General features: G+C 65.0%; 18 protein-coding genes. 10 read left to right on the top strand and 8 right to left on the bottom strand.

The window, feature by feature from the left end; all coding sequences use genetic code 11:
- Positions 1-124: 124 nt before the first annotated feature.
- From EXZ48_RS08750 to EXZ48_RS08740, 3 genes are all read left to right on the top strand, one after another.
- A complete protein-coding gene (locus tag EXZ48_RS08750) occupies positions 125-913 on the top strand; it encodes a DUF1194 domain-containing protein (protein WP_130515386.1) in 789 nt (262 codons plus the stop codon).
- 99 nt (positions 914-1,012) lie between these two features.
- Complete coding sequence (locus tag EXZ48_RS08745; RefSeq protein ID WP_023512225.1) at positions 1,013-1,243, top strand: hypothetical protein; 231 nt, start codon at positions 1,013-1,015, stop codon at positions 1,241-1,243.
- A 164-nt stretch (positions 1,244-1,407) separates the two neighbouring features.
- Positions 1,408-2,607, top strand: a complete 1,200-nt coding sequence (locus EXZ48_RS08740) for an SRPBCC family protein (protein ID WP_130515384.1) — start codon at positions 1,408-1,410, stop codon at positions 2,605-2,607.
- A 95-nt stretch (positions 2,608-2,702) separates the two neighbouring features.
- Here the strand turns inward: EXZ48_RS08740 and EXZ48_RS08735 are convergent, their stop codons facing one another.
- Positions 2,703-4,127: an aminotransferase gene (locus tag EXZ48_RS08735; protein ID WP_130515382.1), complete on the bottom strand. Its 1,425-nt coding sequence runs from the start codon at positions 4,125-4,127 to the stop codon at positions 2,703-2,705.
- Positions 4,128-4,388: 261 nt separating this feature from the next.
- On the opposite strand from EXZ48_RS08735, the gene EXZ48_RS08730 reads away from it, so the two are divergent.
- From EXZ48_RS08730 to EXZ48_RS08720, 3 genes are read left to right on the top strand one after another with little or no spacing between them, the layout of a single operon-like run.
- A complete protein-coding gene (locus EXZ48_RS08730) occupies positions 4,389-5,306 on the top strand; it encodes an ABC transporter permease (RefSeq protein ID WP_024270536.1) in 918 nt (305 codons plus the stop codon).
- A complete protein-coding gene (locus EXZ48_RS08725; protein WP_130515379.1) occupies positions 5,303-6,127 on the top strand; it encodes an ABC transporter permease in 825 nt (274 codons plus the stop codon). The genes EXZ48_RS08730 and EXZ48_RS08725 overlap by 4 nt, the downstream gene beginning before the upstream one ends.
- A 30-nt stretch (positions 6,128-6,157) precedes the next feature.
- Positions 6,158-7,252, top strand: coding sequence for an ABC transporter ATP-binding protein (locus EXZ48_RS08720; RefSeq protein WP_130515674.1), 1,095 nt, complete (start codon positions 6,158-6,160; stop codon positions 7,250-7,252).
- An 86-nt stretch (positions 7,253-7,338) separates the two neighbouring features.
- On the opposite strand, the gene EXZ48_RS08715 is transcribed toward EXZ48_RS08720, so the two are convergent.
- From EXZ48_RS08715 to EXZ48_RS08705, 3 genes are read right to left on the bottom strand one after another with little or no spacing between them, the layout of a single operon-like run.
- Complete coding sequence (locus tag EXZ48_RS08715; RefSeq protein ID WP_130515377.1) at positions 7,339-8,421, bottom strand: extracellular solute-binding protein; 1,083 nt, start codon at positions 8,419-8,421, stop codon at positions 7,339-7,341.
- Positions 8,422-8,449: 28 nt separating this feature from the next.
- A complete protein-coding gene (locus tag EXZ48_RS08710; protein ID WP_050744605.1) occupies positions 8,450-9,115 on the bottom strand; it encodes a TetR family transcriptional regulator C-terminal domain-containing protein in 666 nt (221 codons plus the stop codon).
- A gap of 41 nt (positions 9,116-9,156) precedes the next feature.
- Positions 9,157-9,975, bottom strand: a complete 819-nt coding sequence (locus EXZ48_RS08705) for a class I SAM-dependent methyltransferase (protein WP_130515375.1) — start codon at positions 9,973-9,975, stop codon at positions 9,157-9,159.
- 163 nt (positions 9,976-10,138) lie between these two features.
- Here EXZ48_RS08705 and EXZ48_RS08700 point away from each other — a divergent pair, with 163 nt between their 5' ends.
- From EXZ48_RS08700 to EXZ48_RS08685, 4 genes are read left to right on the top strand one after another with little or no spacing between them, the layout of a single operon-like run.
- A complete protein-coding gene (locus EXZ48_RS08700; protein ID WP_130515373.1) occupies positions 10,139-11,758 on the top strand; it encodes an NAD(P)/FAD-dependent oxidoreductase in 1,620 nt (539 codons plus the stop codon).
- The gene (locus EXZ48_RS08695) at positions 11,745-13,301 is read left to right on the top strand and encodes an NAD(P)/FAD-dependent oxidoreductase (RefSeq protein WP_130515371.1); all 1,557 of its coding nucleotides are present in this window, start codon (positions 11,745-11,747) and stop codon (positions 13,299-13,301) included. The genes EXZ48_RS08700 and EXZ48_RS08695 overlap by 14 nt, the downstream gene beginning before the upstream one ends.
- A 5-nt stretch (positions 13,302-13,306) precedes the next feature.
- The gene (locus EXZ48_RS08690; RefSeq protein ID WP_130515672.1) at positions 13,307-14,530 is read left to right on the top strand and encodes an aminomethyltransferase family protein; all 1,224 of its coding nucleotides are present in this window, start codon (positions 13,307-13,309) and stop codon (positions 14,528-14,530) included.
- 40 nt (positions 14,531-14,570) lie between these two features.
- Positions 14,571-14,774 carry a hypothetical protein gene (locus EXZ48_RS08685; protein WP_371687646.1) on the top strand — a complete coding sequence of 68 codons (204 nt, stop codon included), beginning with the start codon at positions 14,571-14,573 and terminating at the stop codon, positions 14,772-14,774.
- On the opposite strand, the gene EXZ48_RS08680 is transcribed toward EXZ48_RS08685, so the two are convergent.
- From EXZ48_RS08680 to EXZ48_RS08665, 4 genes are all read right to left on the bottom strand, one after another.
- The gene (locus EXZ48_RS08680) at positions 14,766-15,389 is read right to left on the bottom strand and encodes a TetR family transcriptional regulator (RefSeq protein ID WP_050744560.1); all 624 of its coding nucleotides are present in this window, start codon (positions 15,387-15,389) and stop codon (positions 14,766-14,768) included. The genes EXZ48_RS08685 and EXZ48_RS08680 overlap by 9 nt on opposite strands.
- Positions 15,390-15,395: 6 nt before the next feature.
- Entirely contained in the window at positions 15,396-18,533 is a 3,138-nt protein-coding gene (locus EXZ48_RS08675) for an efflux RND transporter permease subunit (protein ID WP_130515367.1), read from the bottom strand.
- Between the two features lie 11 nt (positions 18,534-18,544).
- Positions 18,545-19,831, bottom strand: a complete 1,287-nt coding sequence (locus tag EXZ48_RS08670; protein ID WP_023515746.1) for an efflux RND transporter periplasmic adaptor subunit — start codon at positions 19,829-19,831, stop codon at positions 18,545-18,547.
- 177 nt (positions 19,832-20,008) lie between these two features.
- Positions 20,009-21,010, bottom strand: a complete 1,002-nt coding sequence (locus tag EXZ48_RS08665; RefSeq protein WP_130515365.1) for an ABC transporter ATP-binding protein — start codon at positions 21,008-21,010, stop codon at positions 20,009-20,011.

Below are 21,010 nucleotides of genomic sequence, written 5' to 3'. Positions count from 1 at the left end.
ACCGGGAAACGGCTGCAGGCGGACGGCTATTCGCCGCATCACCGATTTTTGAAGAATGCATGCCCTTTCCGCGTGCAGGTCGTGATATATTTTCCAACCCCGGATGCACGGATGGGTGATGGTCATGCTGACAACGCTTGCCTTGCTGATAAGCCTGATGCCTGGCGCAGAACTCGCCGCCGCGGACCAAGAGGTGGATGTGGAACTGGTGCTGGCGGTCGACGTCTCCGGCTCCATGGACCTCGAGGAGGCGCAGGTGCAGCGCGCCGGCTATGTCGATGCGCTGCGCCACCCGGAATTCATCGATGCCGTGCGCGACGGGCTGACCGGCCGCATCGCCATCAGCTATTTCGAATGGGCCGGCACGATCCGCGACAATTCCCTCGTGTCCTGGCAGATCATCTCCGGGCCGGAGGATGCAAACGCGTTTGCCGCCCAGCTCGAAGCCCGCCCGATCGCGACGCGCCGGGGCACCTCGATCTCGGGCGCGATCGTCTATGGCGCACAGCTTTTCGATGGCAACGGCTATAGCGGCCTGCGCCGCGTCATCGACGTGTCCGGCGACGGCCCGAACAATTTCGGCCCGCCGGTAACCCCTGCACGCGATGCAGCGACCGCGCTCGGCATCATCATCAACGGCCTTGCCATCATGATCCGCCCCTCCGCCGCCTATGGCTCGCTCGACGACTACTATGCCAACTGCGTCATCGGCGGCCCCGGTGCCTTCGTGCTGCCGGTGCAGGAGCCCGAGGATTTCGCCATCGCCATCCGCCGCAAGCTGATCCTCGAAGTCAGCGGCGCCGAACCGCCCGCGCGCACCATACCCGCCGCCGGAGAACCGGCCGACTGCCTGATCGGCGAAAAACTCCGGCCCAGCTACATGGAGCGCTTCTACCCGGAACTCGACCGCTAACCCCTGTTCCACCCGAAACAGCGCGGCAGGCTCCCGCATGCGACAGTCACCCTACTGGATGAAATGGTTCGTCCATTGACTGGTAGAGAGGAGACTGAAATGCGCAAGTTCATCATGTCCGCCGTTGTCGCGACCATCGCAGCGGTGTCCTTCGCCGCCCCTTCCCAGGCCGGCGGCTTCTATATCGGTTTCAGCCATGGCTGGGGCGGCCATCACCACGGCTATGTCAGCCACGACTACGGCCATCACCGCCATTGCTTCTGGAAGAAGATCAAGCGCTACAACAAGTGGGGCCATCTCGTCGTCAAGCGCGTGAAGGTCTGCCGGTAAGCGCCGGTACCGGCGCGATTTTTCGCGAGGAAACCGCCCTGCCCTGGCCGCTTTGCGGCCGGGGTTTTGCAATTGGCAGGATACGCAACTTTCGCAACCTATTCCTTTTGAACGGAAATCGTGCTTATATTGAATGAACGTTCAGCAAAATAAAGGGGAGTGACATGAACGAGATGATCCGCGATATCAACGTTCCGAACGACTGGGACAGAAGCGGACTTCCCGGTTGGTGTTATCACAGCCCCGCCCTCCTCGAACTCGAGCGGCAGCACGTCTTCCGCGAACACTGGCAGATCGCCTGCCACGTCTCCGACATACCCGAGCCCGGCAACTATCTCGCCATGGACGTCGTCGGCGAACGGGCGCTGATCCTGCGCGGGCAGGACGGCGCGGTGCGCGCCTTCCACAACATCTGCCGCCATCGCGGCTCGCGCCTCGTCGCCGACGAGAAGGGCAGCTGCCGCAACGCGCTCGTCTGCCCCTTCCACGGCTGGGTCTACAATCTCGACGGCACGCTGCGCGGCGCCGCCCGCCCCCGCAGCTTCCCGCCGCTCGACAAGAACGAATTCGCGCTGAAGGCGCTGGAATGTGAGATCTGGCAGGGTTTCGTCTTCATCCGCTTCGCGCCCGGCCCACAGCCGTCCGTCGCCGCGCTGATGAAACCTTTTGAAGCGGAGCTGGCGCATTACCGCACCGGGGAGATGATCCCCGCCGGCGCCATCTGGACGCAGGAAACGCCGGTCAACTGGAAGTCCGTGCGCGATGTCGACAACGAGGGCTACCATGTTGCGATGGCGCATCCCGCCCTGCAGGACCTCTATGGCTCGACCTACTATGACGAACCCTTCGTCGATGGCCTCTGCCGCTCCTTCGCCACCTACAACCCGCATGCCGGCCGGCGCTGGAGCGTGCGCAACTATGTGAAGATCTCGCCGGAAAACCATGCGCTGCCGGAGCGGCTGCGCAAGGCATGGATCTATTTCGGCCTGTTCCCCAACGCCGTCATCGCCGTCACGCCGGAAACCGTGCAGTTCTACCAGGAGTTTCCGCTCGGCGTCGGCAAGACGCTGCTGCGTGGCGGCATCTACCGTTACAGGCAGGAGGAGCGTGCCCATCGCCTTGCCCGCTACCTCGCCTTCCGCATCGACCGTGATACCCAGGCCGAGGATGTGCAGCTCACCGTCTGGTCGAACGAGGCGATGACCTCCAACGCCTTCGCCGGCTTCTACCTCTCCGACCTCGAATATGGCGTGCGCACCCACCACGACCATCTGCGCAAGGTGGTGCCGGTGATGACGCTGAAGGACGCGCCGGAGGAGAAGGATATGGCTGGCGCCAATGCCGGGCTCGCCGAAGGCCGCTGATCACGGGAATCCGGCGACAAAAGGGAGGCCCGCTTGCGCGGGCCTCAAGCGTGCGAGGCGGGGAATGTCGCCGCGCACATCTGTTCTCTGACGGATCAGCCCCGCCAAAGGCCTTCGCGGGCGAGATCGTCCATCGTCAACTCGATCCCCTTGCGCAGGATCGTCGTCATGTCGTCGATCTGGGCGGTGGAGATGGTGAGCGGCGGCGACATCACACACATGTTGATGAGCGGGCGCACCAGCAGGCCCAGTTCCTGGCAATGCCGGTCGATACGCTTGCCGACCTCAAGGTCGAGCGTCAGCGGGTTCTTGCTGACACGGTCGGCGACGCATTCCACACAGGCCATCAACCCGAGACCGCGCACCTCCCCGACCAGCGGCAGGTCCTCCAGCGCCTTCAGGCTCGCCTGGAAATGACCGGTAACGGCGCGCGCATGGTCGAGCAGCCCGTCCTCCAGGATGTCGAGGTTCTTCAGCGCCACCGCGCAGCCGACCGGATGGCTGGAATAGGTCAACCCATGCGCGAACATCGCCTCCGAATGGTTCGAGCGGCGCAGTTCTTCGAAGAGGCGCCCGGCGATCATCACCCCACCAAGCGGGAAATATCCCGACGTCACCCCCTTGGCGAAGGTGATCATGTCCGGGTCGATGCCGAAAACGTCCTGCGCGGCGAAGACATGGCCGAGACGGCCGAAAGCCGTCACCACCTCGTCGGCGATAAAGAGGATGTCGTTGGTGCGGCAGAGCGCGTGCATGCGCTTGAGGTAGCCATCGGGCGGCACGATGACGCCGCCAGACGCCATGACCGGTTCGGCGATGAAGGCGCCGATATGCTCCGCCCCCTTCTCCTCGATGACCGCGCGGAACTCCTCGACAAGAAAATCGCAAAAAGCCTCGACGCTCATGCCCTCAGGCCGGCGGAACGGATCCGGGCAGGAGAGCTTGACGACGAGATCGGCAGCGCTGTCCATCCAGTCGTGGTCGCGCGGCCGGCCGTTGAGCGAGGCGGAGAGGTATGTCGAGCCGTGATAGCCGCCCTGGCGCGAGACGATCAGCTTCTTCTCCGGCCGACCCTTCACATTGTTGGCGAACTGCATGAAGCGCAGCGCCGTCTCGACCGCGGACGAGCCGCCGGTCGTGTAGAAGACATGGTCGACCCCGTCGGGCGCGTGTTGCGCAAGGCGCGCGGAGAGCACGGCGGATGGCGCGTTGGTCGTGTACCAGGGCGAATTGTAGGAAAGCTCCATGGCCTGCGTGGCCATGACGTCGGCCAGCAGCCTGTTGCGATGCCCGGCATTGACACACCACATGCCGGCAGGCCCGTCGATCAGGCGGCGGCCGGCGGCGTCGGTGACGTAGATGCCCTCGCCCGCCTCGATGCGCCCGCGCGCCTCCGCGCCGATGGAGCCGGAAACCGGCCAGGGCTGCACCAGGTGGCGCTCGGCCAGCCGGGTAAGCGCGTCACCAGTCGCCTCGTCGGCACACCGGTCCTCGTTCACCGTCTTCGGAATTGCCGCCATGTCCCTCTCCATCGATTATTTACCAAGAAGAATACCAGACCAACAATATGAAAGATATTACCTTTCTCAATCATATTGAATGTTCATTCAATCAATATTGCAGAACCAGGGCTTGATTTCAACGGGGATTTCAGCGCATGCTGTCAATCAGGGAACAGCAGCGTGCCCGAAAAGCAGCACGCAGAGGCCGAAAAGGCGCAAGCGCATGGGAACGGGAAATCTCACGCTCTATGAAAGTTGTCGCGGCGGGAGTTGTGGCCGATGACGGCGGCGGCATTCGGCCCGCTTGCCGACACACCCTCCCCCGGGAGGCGCAAGGTCTGGATGCGCAGCGAAGAGGCCCGCGGCCTCGCACTGATCTCCCCGACCTTCCTCTATGCGCTGGCGCTGCTCTTCCTCCCGGTCCTCATCGTCATCGCTTACAGTTTCTGGACCCAGAACTATCTCGACATCGACCGCACCTTCACGCTGGAGAACTACCGCCAGGCCCTCACCGAGCCGATCTACCGCGACCTCTTCGTCCGCTCGCTCTGGATCTCGCTGACGGTCAGCATCGTCACCGTCGTCTTCTCATATCCGATTGCCTGGTTCATCTCCTTCCATGGCGGGGTGCACAAGAACCTCTGGCTGTTCCTCGTCACCGTGCCCTGCTGGACCAGCTACCTTTTGCGCGTCATGTCGTGGAAGGTCATCCTCGGCTATGGCGGCGTCTTGAACACCGGCCTCATCTCGATGGGCCTCATCGACAAGCCGCTGACCTCGCTCGTCTACAATTCCAACGCCGTCGTCATCACGCTGGTGCACAGCTGGGCCGCCTTCGCCATCCTGCCGATCTACGTTTCGCTGCAGAAGATCGACCGCACGCTGATCGAGGCGGCTCGCGATCTCGGCGACAGCCGTTTCAGGGCCTTTCTGCGCATCACCCTGCCGCTCTCGCTGCCCGGCATCATCTCCGCCTTCCTGATCGTGATGATCCCGACCGTCGGCGACTATGTCACGCCGCGCCTCGTCGGCGGCAAGGACGGCGTGATGATCGCAACCGCCATCCAGGCGCAGTTCGGCAAGGCCGCCAACTGGCCGCTCGGCGCCGCTCTCTCCGTCACGACCATGGTGCTCGTCTCACTCACGGCGGCGGCCGTCGTGCTGGCGCTGAAATTCGCCGTCAGGAGGATCAGATGAACCTCCTCACGCAGCGCCTGCGCGTTCTTCCGTTCCTGCCGGCCTATGTCGCGCTCTATTTCCTTTTCCTCTATCTGCCGATCCTGCTGCTGCCGGTCTTCTCCTTCAACAACGCAGCCACCACCACCTTCCCGCTCGCCGGCTTCACCACCAAGTGGTACGCCTCGCTGGCCGGCAATTCGGTCATGCTGGAAGCGGCCTGGAACAGCCTCGTCGTCGGCGTCTCCGTCTCGCTGCTCTCCACCGTTCTCGGCATCTGCGCCGCCCGCGCCATCACGCGCTACCGTTTTCGCGGCCAGAGGGCTGCGGCCGGCCTCATCATGGCGCCGCTCTTCCTGCCGGAGATCATCGTCGCCGTCTCTCTCCTGATGATCGTGCTCGCAATGGGCGTGCAACTGTCGCTGATCACGGTCATCCTTGGCCAGACGGTGTTCTGCGTGCCCTATGCCATGGCGGTGCTCGTCTCCGGCTTCGAGGGGTTCGATCGCAGCCTGGAGGAGGCCTCCTACGACCTCGGCGAGACCGCGATCGGCACTTTCCGGCGCGTCACGTTGCCGGTCGTCGCGCCGGCCATCGTCTCCAGCCTGCTCGTCACCTTCACCATCTCGCTCGACGAGTTCATCCTCGCCTTCTTCCTGTCGGGCACCGAACCGACGCTGCCGGTCTATATCTGGGGGCAATTGCGCTTTGCGGCGAAGCTGCCGGGCGTGTTGGCGCTTGGCACCGTCATGCTCGTCGCCTCCATCCTCATGCTCACCCTTGCCGAAATCCTGCGCCGCCGGGCCGAACGCCGCACGCAGATGGCCTTCACGCTGCCCTGAGAGGAGAAGTCCGCCATGGCCGACCGCCCGATGATCGAAATCGCCAACGTGTCCAAGTACTACGGCATCTACAAGGCGCTCGACGACGTCTCGCTCACCATCGGCGAAGGCGAGTTCTTCTCGCTGCTCGGGCCGTCCGGCTGCGGCAAGACCACGCTCCTGCGCTCCATCGCCGGCTTCGAGACACCGACGGCGGGCGAAATCTTCATCGACGGAACACCCTCCCTCGCACTGCCGCCGAACAAGCGCCCGACCAACATGGTCTTCCAGAACTACGCGATCTTTCCCCATCTCGACGTCGCGGAAAACGTCGCCTACGGTCTGAAACGACTGCGGCTTTCGGTGCAGGAGGAAAAGAAGCGGGTGGGCGACGCGCTCGACCAGGTGCGCCTAGCGGGCCTTGGCCAGCGCAAGGCGCATGAACTCTCCGGCGGCCAGCGCCAGCGCGTCGCGCTTGCCCGTGCGCTTGTCATGCGGCCCAAGGTGCTGCTGCTCGACGAACCGCTCTCCGCCCTCGACAAGAAGCTGCGCGAGGAGATGCAGGTGGAGCTGCGCACGCTGCAGAAGGCTGTCGGCATCACCTTCATCCTCGTCACCCACGACCAGTACGAGGCGCTGGCGTTGTCGGACCGCATCGCCGTGATGTTCGGCGGCCGCATCGCGCAGATCGCCGGCCCGAAGGAAATCTACCAGCGCCCGCGCACCCGCAAGGTCGCCGACTTCCTCGGCGGCATGAATTTTTTGAAAGCGAAGGTGCTGGGAGAACAGGGCAACGCCGTCTCCGTCGATGCCGCCCGCTTCGGCGCCGTCAACCTCGACAAGCCGCAGGGCTTTGCCGCCACAAACGGCCATGTCACCGTCGGTATCCGCCCGGAACGGCTGCGGCTCCTGTGGGACGACGACCGCGCCCCGCACGAGCTTGCCGGCCGCATCGAGAACCGCGCCTATTTCGGCGAGGTCACCCACCTGACCGTCGGCGTCGACGGACTGGAACAGCCGCTCTCGCTGGTCGAGACGAACAATTTCGGTGCGGACGATCTGCCGGTCGGCGCGCAAATCCGGCTCGCCTATGATCCGGAGGCGTTCGTGTTGCTGGCGGAAGACCCGCCGGTTACGCGCGTGTGACCTAGCCCCTCATCCGGCCTGCTGGCCACCTTCTCCCCGCAAGCGGGGAGAAGGTCGCGGCAGCGGGATGAGAGGCCGCTGCCCCCTCAATACCCCGCTTTGATCTTCTCGAATTCCGCGATCATCTTCTGCCGCAGCTCTGTCGGGATCGGCGCCTGGAACAGCGTGTTGGCGACGAAGGCGTCGACATCCGCATACCCCTTGTCGGCGAGGATCTTCGGATCGACCGCGGCCATGCCCCTGGCGTTGGAATGGCCGTAGCCCCAGCTTTCGACCATATAGGCGGCAACGCCGGGATCGGTGACGGCGTTGAGGTAGTCATAGGCAAGGTCAGGGCTGCCCTCCGCACCCTTCAGCCGCGAATAGCCGCAGACCCAGGTGGACAGCCCCTCCTTGGTATCCTTCTTGATGGCGACCGGCTGGCTGTCGGCCTGCAGCGTCGTCGCCGTCTCGTTCCAGGCCCAGGCGAGATCGACCTCCCCGCTCGCCAGCGCCTGGCTGAGATCGGTGTTGTCGGTCCAGTAGAGCCGTACGTTCTTGTGCACCTCGCGCAGGAAGGCGGAGGCCTCCCCGAACTGTGCATCCGTCATCGTGGTCAGGTCCTTGAGGCCCGTGGCAAGGCCCGCCAGCGCATAGGCATCATCGACATTGTCGCCGATCGACACGCGATCCTTGAACTTCGGATCGGCAAAGGCCTTGAGGGAGGCGATCTCCTCGGGCTTTACCGTGTCGGTGCGGTAGGTCAGCACCGTGTTGCCCCATTCGAAGGGCAGGAACCAGGCCGTACCGTCCTCGGACGTCATCAGGTTCTTCATGCCCTTGAAGGCCGGCAGGATATCGTTCCACGCAGCCAGCTTGGACGTGTCGAGCGGTTCCAGCAGCCCAGCCTCGCGCCACTTCACGATGCTCTGCGCGCAGGGATGCGCAAGATCGGCCTTGAAGCCGGAGCGCAGCTTCTGGAAGGCCTCTTCCTCGTCGCCGAAGAAGGAAAAATCCGGCGAACCGCCATGCTCTTCCGTATAGGCGGGGTGGAAGGCGGGGTCCTCGTAACCGGACCAGTCGAAGACGGTGAGCGTATCGGCGGCGAAGGCTGGGAGGGCGGTTCCGAGGGCGAGGAAGGCGGTGAGTGCCGCCATTGTGGTGCGCTTGGCCGTGTGTGCAGTCTTCATGCCGTACTCCTTCCCCGTTCCGGGTTCCCTATTGTGATTGTGGTCCTTGCAAGGTGAGATGCTTCGGGAAGGTCGTGGCGACGAAGGCGATCGCCGCCTCCAGCGCCTTTTCCCGCGTGGTGCCGTCGCCCATCATCAGGCGCAGCCACAGGCCCTCCAGCATGGCGCAGAGCGACAGCGCGGTCGGCTCCGGCTCATAGGCATAGCCGCCCTCCGCCTTCAACGCGGCGCAGAGCGAGATCACGGTCTCCTGGTACTTCACGTCACGCGCGCCGCACAGCGCCTGGTAGGTCGGCCGCGACTTGGCCTCGCCCCAGAAGGCGCACCAGGCTGCAAGCTTGCGCTTTGTGCAGATCTTCCGGTCGAAATCCGCATGAACCAGCGCCCAGATGCGGCTCGCCGCGCTCGGGCCGGCCTTTTCGAGCGCCGCGTTCCAATGGTCCGCATATTCCTCGGACATGAACTGCAGCGTGGCGATGAGCAGGTTTTCCTTGCTCTCGAAATGGAAGTTGACGATGCCGCGGGAAAGGCCGGCGCCGTCGGCGACATCCGCGAGCGTCGTGTCGGAATAACCGCGCTTGGCAAGCGAATCGATCGTCGCCTCGACGAGCTGCTGCCGCCGCGTCTCCTTCGAGGCCTTGCGTCCCCGCTTCTCGCCGTCGCCCGAGCCCTGTTCAGCCCCGCCTGCCCGCATCTTCACCGCCACCTTGCCTTTGGGATTGCGCATCGTCACGGTCACGGGCGAACTCCCGCGGCCGGCTTGATGCCGCGCAGATGAGCCGGACAATGCTCCCCGCTGTCAAGAACCTTCTGCATCGCCGTCCAGGTGCGGATGTTCTTCGCGACATAGGCGTCGCCCACTGCCGCCACCGCCTCGGCATGAAGCGGCCCCTTGAGGCGCTCCAGCTCACCGCGCGCCACGTCGCGATACCAGGCATTGCGGCTTTCGACCGTCCCTTCGGAAAAGCCGGCGGCGGCCATCGCCAGAAGATAACGACGTGGCGAGGCCATGCCGAAGGAGAGCCCTTCGGCGGCAATATAGTCTTTCATATCGGCACTCGGCTCACCGTCATGGCCTATCAGCCAGTCGGACGCCGCAAGGATGCCGCCCGGCTTGAGCACACGGAAAAGCTCAGAAAACAGTGCTTCCTTGTCCGGCACGTGGATCATCGCATCCTTGGAGAAGACGACGTCGAATTCGCCGTCGTCGAACGGCAGGCGGCCCGGCGGGCTGGAGGCGAAACGCGCGACCGCGGAAAGCCCCGCCTTGGCCGCGGCCACCCGCGCCCGGTCGATGACCGGCTGCTCCACGTCGTAGCCGACGACCTCAACCGGGCCATAGGTGCTCGCAATGTGCAGCGCGATGCCGCCGGCACCGCAACCGAAATCGAGGATGCGCCGGCCTTTCAGATTGACGCCAGAAAGGATGCGATCGACCTCCGCCGGACCGCCCGGCGAAAGATAGCCCTCGCCCCAGAGGACCGCGAAGAAGCGGATCGCCGCCTCGTCATATTCCGGCTCCGCCGCCGCACCGTCCCTGCCCGTTGCCGTCATGGCCTCCGCCATCCCTCGGCCGCATGGCCGGCGCGCTTTTCCCGTGGCCGAAATTCTAGCGCATAATCAGGCGATTGCAAGATACTTGCTGAATGATCATTCAGAATATCTGGACAACATTTTGCTTTTGATGCAGCTTTTAGAAACAAGGGAGACATCAAAAATGCAAAAATACGATGCCCTGATCGTCGGCGGCGGCCATAACGGGCTCGTCACCGCCTGTTACCTCCAGCGATCCGGCCTGAAGGTCGCCGTGCTCGAAAAGAATGGCTGGGTCGGCGGCGCGGCAACGAGCCGCGAGCTGACGCCGGGCTTCCTCTACTCCAACTGTTCCTATGTCTGCTCCCTCTTCCGGCCGGAGATCATGCGCGACCTGGAACTGCCGAAACACGGCCTCCAGGTCATCGCCTACGAGGGCGGCGCGGTCTTCACCCGCGACGGGGACTACCTCGCCTCCTACCGCGACCACGACAGCCACCGCCGCGAGTTCGCGCGCTATTCGAAGCGCGACGCGGAGGCCTACGAGCGCTACGCCCGCGACGTGACGCGCCAGTGCCGTTTCATCCAGCCGCTCCTGATGCGCACCGCCCCCGATCCGTTCGGTTTTCGCCCGCGCGACCTGTCCGAATTCCTCTACCTCGCCAAAAAATTCGGCGAATTCAGCCCGCAGGAAATGGCCGAAACGCTCCGCTTCTGGACCATGTCGATCTCCGACTTCCTCGACGAATATTTCGAGACCGACGTCATCAAGGCCTATCTCGCACTGTCGGGCATCATCGGCACCGCGCTCGGCCCCATGTCGCCCGGCACCGCCTATGTGCTGCTGCACCACTACATGGGCGAGGTGGACGGCTCGGTCGGTGCCTGGGGCTATGCGCGCGGCGGCATGGGCGCGGTGACACAGGCCCTCGCCCGCTCCTTCGAGGCCGCCGGCGGCACGATCCGCACCGACGCCGAGGTCGCAAAAATCCTCACCCGCGGCGGCCGCACGACCGGCGTGGTGCTCGCCAATGGCGACGAACTCAGCGCGGGCCTCGTCGTCTCGAATGCCGACGTCAAGCGCACCTTCCTCACGCTCGTCGACGAGGACACCCTGCCCGGCGAATTCGTCCACCGGGTCAGGCATTTCAAGATGCGCGGCTCCTCCGGCAAGGTGAACATCGCGCTCGACAGCCTGCCGGAGTTCCCGGCCTTGCCGGAAGGCTCCTCCTGCCTGCGCGGCGACATGCATTTCACCGATTCGATCGAGCGCATGGAGCGGGCCTATGACGACTGGAAGGCTGGGCGCTGGTCGGCCGATCCCTTTCTCGACATGGTGATCCCGACGACGCTCGACCCGACCATGGCCTCGCCGGGAAAACACTTCATGAGCTGCTTCGTGCAGTACTGTCCGCCAAAGCTCGAGGGGCGCGACTGGACGGACGCCGACCGCGACGCCTTCGCCGAGACGGTGATCGGCCAGATCACGGACTATTCGCCGGGCTTTCGCGAGCGCATCGTGCATATGGAGGTGCGCACACCGCGCGAGATCGAGAACGAGGTGGGCCTGACGGAGGGCAACATCTTCCAGGGCGAGCTCACCTTCGACCAGCTGCTCTTCAATCGGCCCGTGCCCGGCTACGCTCAGTACCGCAGCCCGATATCCGGCCTCTATATGTGCGGCTCCTCCACCCATCCGGGCGGCGGGGTGATGGGCGCGCCCGGCCGCAACGCCGCCGCCGAAATCCTGCGCGACCTGAAGCGTTCCCCCGAGCAGATGAGCAAAGCCCATGACGTCATTTGATGCCATCGTGATCGGCGCCGGCCACAACGGCCTTGCCGCCGCCGCCCGCCTCGCCAAGGGCGGCCGCAGGGTTTTGGTGCTGGAAGCGGCGAACGAACCGGGCGGCGCGACGCGCGGCCGCGAGTTCTTCCCGGGCTTCCGCTCCGCCGGCCTTGCCCATCTCGTCAACCGGCTCGATGCGGACATGGCCCGCGACATCGGCCTCGACCTTGCCGGCACGGACAGCTTGCTGCCGACGGCGGTTCTCGACGGCTCAGGAAGGGCCACCGTGCTGCACGGCGCCTATGGCGAACGCATCGACGGCGTGTCGCCGCAGGAGACCGAGGCCTTCACGGCGCTGCGCAGGAAACTGGTCTTCCAGGCGGGCATCATGAAACGGTTCCTGCGCCGCCCGCCGCCGCAGATCGGCGCGCTGTCGCTCGGCGACCTTTCCACCTTCGCTTCCGCCGGCTTCGGCCTCATCCGCAAGGGGCGCAGCGAGGGCCGCGATTTCCTGCGCATGCTGCTGATGAACGTCGCCGACGTCGCCGACGAATATCTTTCGGACGATCGGCTGAAGGGCCTCCTCGCCTTCGATGCGACGCTCGGCATCCATCTCGGGCCCCGCTCGCCGACCTCCCTGCTCGGCCTCTACTATCGCCTGACCGGTGAGGTCGCCGGCAAGGCGGGCGGGCAGTTCGTGCCGGCGGGCGGCATGGCGCGCGTCGCGCCCGCCTTCCTGCGCGCTGCCGAAAAGGCCGGCGTCACCCTGCGCTGCAGCGCGCCCGTCGGCCGCATCCTTGCCGATCGCGGCCGGGCGAGCGGCGTCGTTCTCGCCGACGGGACGCAGATCACCGCACCGGTCATCGTCTCGGCGATCCACCCGCAAACGACCTTCCTCCACCTCGTCGATCCCGCCGAAAGCGGCACAGGCTTCGTGCGCGCGGTGAAGAACGTGCGCAGCCACGGCAACGTCGCCAAGCTCGACCTCGCACTCGACCGCATCCCCGATTTCACCGGCCTGCCAAAGGAAGCCCGGGGGGGCCGCATCGTGCTGGTGCGCTCGATGGAACAGGTCGAAGAGGCCTTCAACCCGGCAAAATACGGCGAATTCTCCAGCGATCCCGTCATGGAAGTGACGCTGCCGAGCCTTGCCGACCCGTCGCTGGCGCCGGCCGGCGGCTGCACACTCTCGGCGCTCGTGCAATATGCTCCCTATCGCCTCAAGAGGGGCTGGGAGAGCGGCAAGCCGGCCTTCCTCAAGATCGTGCTCGACACGCTGGAGCGCCATGCGCCAGGCCTCGGAAAGTCCGTGGTCTCGGCCAGCCTGATGACGCCTGTTGATATCGAGGCGGAATACAACCTGCCGGGCGGCCATTGGCATCACGGCGAGCTGCAGGCCGACCAGCTGCTCGTCAACCGACCGACCAGCGCCGCCTCCGGCTATCGCACACCGATCGAAGGCCTCTATCTCGCGAGCGCCGGGGCGCATCCGGGTGGCGGCATATCCGGCCTGCCGGGCTGGAACGCGGCCCGTCACATCCTTTCGGGAGCGACCGCATGAACGCCATGACGAAATCCGCCGCCGAAATCCGCCGCGCCGCCCGCAACCACATCCTCGCGCCGCGACTGGAGAGCCCGTTCCATGAGCGCCTGATGGCGCTGAGCGAGGTGAACGACTGGTACAACTGGGCCGGCTACAAGGCGCCGCATGCGCTGTTCGACGGCGAACTCGAATATTTCGCCATCCGTTCCACGGCCGCCCTCTTCGATATCTCGCCGATGGTGAAATACCGCATCGCCGGCCCCGACGCCGAGCGCTATCTCAACCGCCTGACCCTTCGCGACGTGCGCAAGCTCGCCGTGAACCGCGTGCACTACACCGCCTGGTGCGATGACTACGGCCATGTGCTTGATGATGGCACGCTCTTCCGCCTCGGCGAGAGCGAGTTCCGCCTCTGCTGCCAGGAACGCCACCTGCCCTGGCTCATCGACAGCGCCTTCGGTTTTACGGTCGATATCCACGAAGAGACGGAGGAGATCGCCGGCCTCGCCCTGCAGGGTCCGACAAGCTACGCCGTGCTGCGCGATGCCGGCTTTGCCGGCGTGGACGTGTTGAAACCCTTTCATATCGGAGCATTCCCGCATGAGGGCGGCGAGGTGACCGTCTCGCGCACCGGCTTCACCGGCGATCTCGGCTACGAACTCTTCGTGCCCCGCGCGAACGCGCTCTCGCTGTGGGATCGGCTGTGGAGCGCCGGCGAGCGGCACACGATCCGCGCCATCGGCTACGGCGCACTCAACCAGGCGCGCATCGAGGCGGGCTTCATCGTCGCAAACACGGATTTCGTCACCACCGAGGGCGCGCTGCGCGCCGACCGGGTGCGCATGCCCGACGAGATCGGCCTCGACTGGCTGGTCGATCCGGACAAGCCGAACTTCAACGGGCGCCGGCCCATCCTCGACGCGCGGCGGAATCAGTCTCTGAAGCACATCCTCGTCGGCCTTGAAATCGAAGGGAATATTCCCGCCGAGCATGCCATCGTCTATCATCGGCAAAAGCGCGAGGCGGGCCTCGTCACTGCCGCGATCTGGTCGCCGACGGCCAAGCGTAACATCGCCATCGCCAGCCTCGAGCGGCCCTACGGATCGAAATTCACGGAGGACCTCTGGGTGGAGATCTATGCGATGCGGGAACTGAAATACCAGAAGCTGATGAAGCGCGCGAAGATCGTGCCGCGTCCCTTCGTCAGGCTCGCAAGGCGGACGGCAAGCCCGCCGGGCCTCACCTGACATGGATGAGGAGGCCCGCCGCAACTGGGAGATCATCACCATGCCCCCTGGCACTGAATGGTCCGGCCGGGCGCGCTACGCGGCGGCCATGTACTTTTGCCAGCGCGGCGAGATGGCACCGGAGGTGCTGGAGGTCTACCGCATCTGTTCACGGCTCGACGCGGAGGACCCCGTCTCGGTGCTCAAGCGCTGGCAGATCGGCGCAGACTGGATCGCGCGGCTTGAAGCCCCCCGCTCAGTGTGACGGTACGGGGCTCGCATAGGTCAGGAAGAGGCGGCGCAACGCGTCCTTGCCCTCGCTGGCGATATCGAACCGCCGGCCGAACAGCAGCCATTCCGCGCAGAGCCCCTTGATGAGCCAACGCAGCATCGAGGCGGCGGAGCGCGGCGTCCAGGCCGCACCCAGCTTGCCCTGTCCCTCGGCCTTCGCAAATGCCGCTTCCAGCGCCTGCATGTGCTCGTCGTTGATGTCGTTCTGCCGTTCGGAAATGGCGGCGAATTCGCCCGACGTATCGCAACGCAGGAGGATCGACAGGATGCGTTGGCGGTGCTCGTCGGTGGCCAGCAGCTCGAGCCATTCCCGGCCGATCCGTTCGAGCACGCCGAAAACATCGGCGTTCTCCGCTTCCAGCTCGCGGGCGATCAGCTCCTCCTGCGGCATGGGCAACGAATTGTAGAGTTCCAGCACGAGATCCGCCCTATTGGCGAAGTGCCAGTAGATGGCGCCGCGGGTGACCCCCGCGGCGCGCGCCACATCCTCCATGGAGGCATGGGCGACACCCTTTTCGTAGAAGACCTTCTCCGCCGCCAGCAGGATCTGCTGGCGGGTTTCCTTGGCCTCTGCCTTGGTCCGGCGCATGGCGACTTACTCCGCCGGGTTTGCCGCCGGAGCCGGCTCCTCCTTCTTCTCCTTGCCGTAACCGAACATCTTCATCACGAAGACGAAGAAGACGGGCACGAAGAAGATGGCGAGCACCGTGGCCGTGATCATGCCGCCCATCACGCCCGTACCGATGGCGCGCTGGCTGCCCGAGCTTGCGCCCGTGGCAATCGCGAGCGGCAGAACGCCGAGTGTGAAGGCGAGCGAGGTCATCAGGATCGGGCGGAAGCGCAGGTGGCAGGCCTCGATGGTCGCTTCGATCAGCGACTTGCCGTCCTCCATCAGCTCCTTGGCGAACTCGATGATCAGGATCGCGTTCTTCGCCGAAAGGCCGATAATCGCGATCAGGCCCACCTTGAAGTACACGTCGTTCGACATGTCGCGCAGGGTGACCGCGATGACCGCGCCGATGACGCCGAGCGGCACGACGAGGATGACCGCGAACGGGATCGACCAGCTTTCATAGAGCGCCGCAAGGCACAGGAACACCAGGAGGATCGAGAGACCGACGAGGATCGGCGCCTGCGAACCGGACTGGATTTCCTGTAGCGACTGGCCCGTCCATTCATAGCCGAAGCCCGGCGGGAGCTGGGCGGCAAGCCGCTGCATCTCCGCGATCGCGTCACCGGACGAGAAGCCCGGCTTCGTGTCGCCGCTGAAGCGCATGGAGGGGTAGCCGTTGTAGCCGACGGTCTGCGTCGGCGCCATCGTCCACTCCGCGGTCGCGAAGGCGGAGATCGGCACCATGCCACCCGACGCGTTCCTGACATTGAGATTCAGGAGGTCGGCCACCTGCATGCGTTCGTTCTGGTCCGCCTGGACCGTCACGCGCTGCATGCGCCCGGCATTCGGGAAGTCGTTGACATAGGTCGAGCCGAGGTTCGTCGAGATCGTCGAGTTGATGTCGGCGAAGGTCACACCGAAGGTGTTGGCCTTCTCGCGATCGATCATGACGTTGACCTGGGCGGCATCCGGCATGCCCTCGACGCGCACGCCCGCAACCACGTTGCTCTGGGCCGCAAGGCTGAGGAGCTGGGCGCTTGCAGCCGACAGCGCCTGTTGGCCGAGGCCGCCGCGGTCCTGCAGACGGAACGAGAAGCCGCCCGTCGTGCCGAGGCCCTGGATCGGCGGCGGCGACAGCGCGAAGCTGATCGCATCCTTGATCTGGCTCATGGCCATGCTGGCACGCCCGGCGATCGCCTGCGCGGAATTCTCCGGCCCACGCTCGCTCCAGTCCTTCAGCGTAACGAAAGCAAGGCCAGCGTTCTGCCCCGAACCGAAGAAGGAGAAGCCGTTGATGCCGACGATCGTTTCGACTGCAGGCTCCTGGCCGAAGATCTTTTCGACCTGGGTCAGAACCTCGTCGGTCCGGTGGCCCGTCGCTTCGGAGGGAAGCTGCATCATGACGATGGCAAAGCCCTGGTCTTCGTCCGGCAGGAACGAGGACGGAAGCTTCATGAACAGGTAGCCGAGGCCGGCGAGGATCGCGAGATAGATCACCATGAAGCGACCCGTCCGGCGCACCAGCCAACCGACGCTGCCGCTATAGCTCTTCGACGAACGGTCGAAACCGCGGTTGAACCAGCCGAAGAAGCCACGCTTGGCGTGATGGTGGCCCTTCGGCACCTGCTTGAGGAAGCTGCCGGCAAGCGCCGGGGTCAGCGAGAGTGCGAGGAACGCCGAGAACAGGATCGACACGACCATCGTCAGCGAGAACTGCTGGTAGATGACGCCGACCGCGCCCGGGAAGAAGCCCATCGGGATGAACACCGAGGCGAGCACCAGCGTGATGCCGATGACGGCGCCGGTGATCTGCTTCATCGCCTTGCGGGTCGCCTCCTTCGGGGGCAGGCCCTCTTCCGACATGATGCGCTCGACGTTTTCCACGACGATGATCGCATCGTCGACGAGAATGCCGATGGCGAGAACCATGGCGAACATGGTCAAGACGTTGATCGAAAAGCCCATGGCGAGCATGACGGCGCAAGTGCCGAGCAGCGCGACCGGGACGACGAGCGTCGGGATGATCGTGTACCGGATGTTCTGCAGGAACAGGAACATCACGAGGAAGACGAGGCCGACGGCTTCGAGCAGCGTATGCAGAACCTTCTCGATCGACACCTTGACGAAGGGCGAGGTGTCATAGGGCGTCGAATATTCGAGGCCCGGCGGGAAGAACTGCGCAAGCTCGTCCATGCGGGCCTTGATCGCCTCGGAGGTCGCCATGGCGTTGCCGGTCGGCGAGAGCTGCACGGCGACGGCGGCCGAAGGCTGGCCGTTGAGGCGCGTCGAGAACGAATAGGTCTCGCCGCCCACCTCGACGCGCGCGACGTCGCGCAGACGCACGGCCGAACCATCCGCATTGGCGCGAAGCACGATGGCGCCGAATTCTTCCGGCGTCGTCAGCTGGCCCTTGATGTTGACGGGAGCCGCGATCTGCTGGGTGATCGGGTTCGGCTGCGCGCCGATGCTGCCGGCGGCGATCTGGGCGTTCTGCGCCTGGACGGCGGCCGTCACGTCCGCGGCCGTCAGGTTGAGGCCGCGCATCTTGGCAGGATCGAGCCAGATGCGCATGGAACGCTGCGTGGCGAAGAGCTGCGCACGGCCGACGCCGGGCACGCGCTGGATTTCCGAGAGAACGTTGCGGTTGACGTAGTCGCCGAGGCTGATGGCATCCATCGAGCCGTCGGTGGAGGTCAGCGCGACGATGAGCAGGAAGCCGGAACCGGCCTCTTCGACCTGCACGCCCTGGCGGCGCACGGAATCGGGAAGGCGCGGCTCGACGCGGCTGACGCGGTTCTGCACGTCGACCGACGCCTGGCTCGGGTCGGTGCCCGGCGCGAAGGTGATGTTGATTTCGGCCGAACCCGAGGCACTCGAGGTCGATTCGAAATAGAGCATGCCCTCGACGCCGTTCAGCTCATCCTCGATGAGCTTGGTGACGCTCTGGTAAGTGTCCTGCGACGACGCGCCGGAATAGGTCGTCGACACCGTGATCTGCGGCGGGGCGACGTCGGGATACTGCGCGATCGGCAGAAGCGGAATGGCGATGGCGCCGGCGATCATGATGAAGATCGCGACGACCCAGGCGAAAATCGGCCTGTCGATGAAAAAACTGGGCATCCTTCAGATCCTCACTTCGCCTGCTCGGCCTTGGCGGCGCCTTCGCCGCCCTCCGCCTTGCCGGCTTCGCCGGTCTGTGCAGCACCGGCTTCGGCCTTGCCGGCCTCCCCGGTCTCGGCCGCGCCGCCTTCGGCAGCCTTCGCCACGGCATTCGGGTCCCACTCGGCCGGCACGACTTCGCCGCCCGGCTGAACCTTCTGGAAGCCTTCGACAATGATCTTCTCGCCGTCCTTCAGGCCATCCGGGATGACCCAGTTCGTGCCGATGGCACGGCCGACGCGCACATTGCGGGTGCCGGCCTTGTTGTCAGCGGAAACGACATAGACGAGCGCGCTGCCCGAAGCATCACGCTGGACGGCCTGCTGCGGCACGATCACGGCGTTCTTCTCGATGCCCTGTTCGATCTGCACGCGCACATACATGCCCGGCAGGAGGTCGCCGTCCGGGTTCGGGAATTCGCCGCGCAGCGTCACCTGGCCGGTCGTCTCGTCGACGGCGGCTTCGGAGAACAGGAGCTTGCCCGGATGCGGATAGGCGGACCCGTCATCAAGCACCAGCTTGACGTCGGCCGAATTGTTGTCGGCCATCAGCGCGCCGTCTTCCAGCGCCTTGCGCAGGCGCATCAGGTCGGTCGCCGACTGGGTGAAGTCGGCATAGACCGGGTCGAGCTGCTGGATCGTCGCAAGGTTTTCCGTGCCATTGGCCGAAACCAGCGCACCCTCGGTGATGAGCGCACGGCCGATGCGGCCGCTGATCGGCGCCTTGACCTCGGTATATTCGAGATTGAGCTTGGCGGTCGCAAGGCTCGCCTCGGCGATGGCGACATCGGCGTCCGCCTGCGCAAGCTGGGCGACGGCGTCGTCATAGGTCTGCGCGGACGCGACATTCGACTTGCGCAGCTGTTCCTGGCGCTCGGCGGTGTTGCGCGCCTGGGCCTGGACGGCCTTGGCACGGCGCAGCGTCGCCTCGGCGCTGTCGACCTGCACCTGGAACGGCGCGGGATCGATGCGGTAGAGCACGTCGCCTTCCTTGACCTGCGAGCCCTGCTCGAAGATGCGGTCGATGACGATGCCGGTCGCGCGCGGCCGGACTTCCGCCGTGCGGGTCGCTGCGATGCGGCCCGGCAGGTCGTTGGTGATCGGCACATCCTCTGCCTTCACGGTGATGACGGCCACCTGCGGCGGCGGGAACGCAAAGCCGCCCTGCGGCGCCTGCTCGTCCTGGCAGCCGGCGAGAATCAAAAGGGCGCCGAAGGTCGCAATCGAAATCGGTCTCGTGAAACGCATGGGTTCTTCCATAAGCGGTGCCGCCTGAAGCGCGGCAGGGTCCTGAAAACATGAAGATGCGGTGATCGCAGGACCACCGCATCGCAACATACAAACAACGCTGTATGTTAGTTTCTGATCTTTGACAATCGTAGACCACGGCCCCGCCCGCCGCAATCCTCACCCATCACGGACTTGTGATGAGGGGCCTCAACGTATGGCGTGACCATTTGCGTCGAAACGATGCATCTGGTTTGCGGCCGGCGTGGCGAAAACCACGTCACCGGGCGCGTAGTGATGCTCTCCGAACAGACGGACGGTGAAGGCACCGACTTTCTCCGATTCGAGATAGACGATCGTGTCCGCGCCGAGGTGCTCGACATGCACGGCCTTCGCCTGCCATTCGCCGCTGTCGCGCGACAGAGTGATGTGTTCCGGGCGCACGCCGATGGTCTTGGCATCGGACGCGCCGAGGCGGCTCGCATCGATGAAGTTCATGCCCGGCGAACCGATAAAGCCGGCAACGAAGAGGTTGGCAGGCCGGTTGTAGAGTTCCATCGGCGAGCCGACCTGCTGGATGACACCGCCGTCGAGCACCACGATCTTGTCCGCCAGCGTCATCGCCTCGACCTGGTCGTGCGTGACGTAGATCATGGTGGCCTTCAGCTCGCGGTGCAGCCGGGCGATCTCGAGGCGGGTGTTGACGCGCAGCGCCGCATCGAGGTTGGAGAGCGGTTCGTCGAACAGGAAGAGTTTCGGTTCACGCACGATGGCGCGGCCGATGGCGACGCGCTGGCGCTGGCCACCCGACAGTTCGGCCGGGCGGCGGGCGAGGTACTTCTCCAGCGACAGCATGGAGGAAGCCCTGGAGACGCGCCTTTCGATTTCATCCTTCGGCGCGCCTGCCTGCTTGAGGCCGAGGCCCATATTGTCCTTGACGGTGAGGTGCGGATAGAGCGCGTAGGACTGGAAGACCATGGCGATGCCGCGCTTTGCCGGCGGCACGGTCACGACTTCCGTGCCGTCGATGGTGATCGAGCCCGATGTCGCATCCTCAAGGCCGGCGATGATGCGCAGCAGCGTGGACTTGCCGCAGCCCGAGGGGCCGACGAAGATGACGAACTCGCCGTCCTTCACGTCAAGGTCGATGCCCTTGATCACGTCGACATTGCCGAAGGACTTGCGTACGGATTTGAGTTGAAGAGAGCCCAC

The sequence above is a fragment of the Shinella sp. JR1-6 genome, from assembly GCF_004284735.1.
Classification (GTDB): Bacteria; Pseudomonadota; Alphaproteobacteria; order Rhizobiales; family Rhizobiaceae; genus Shinella.
The sequence above is the reverse complement of the archived record's forward strand: the minus strand, read 5'-3'. Positions and strand labels throughout refer to the sequence as shown.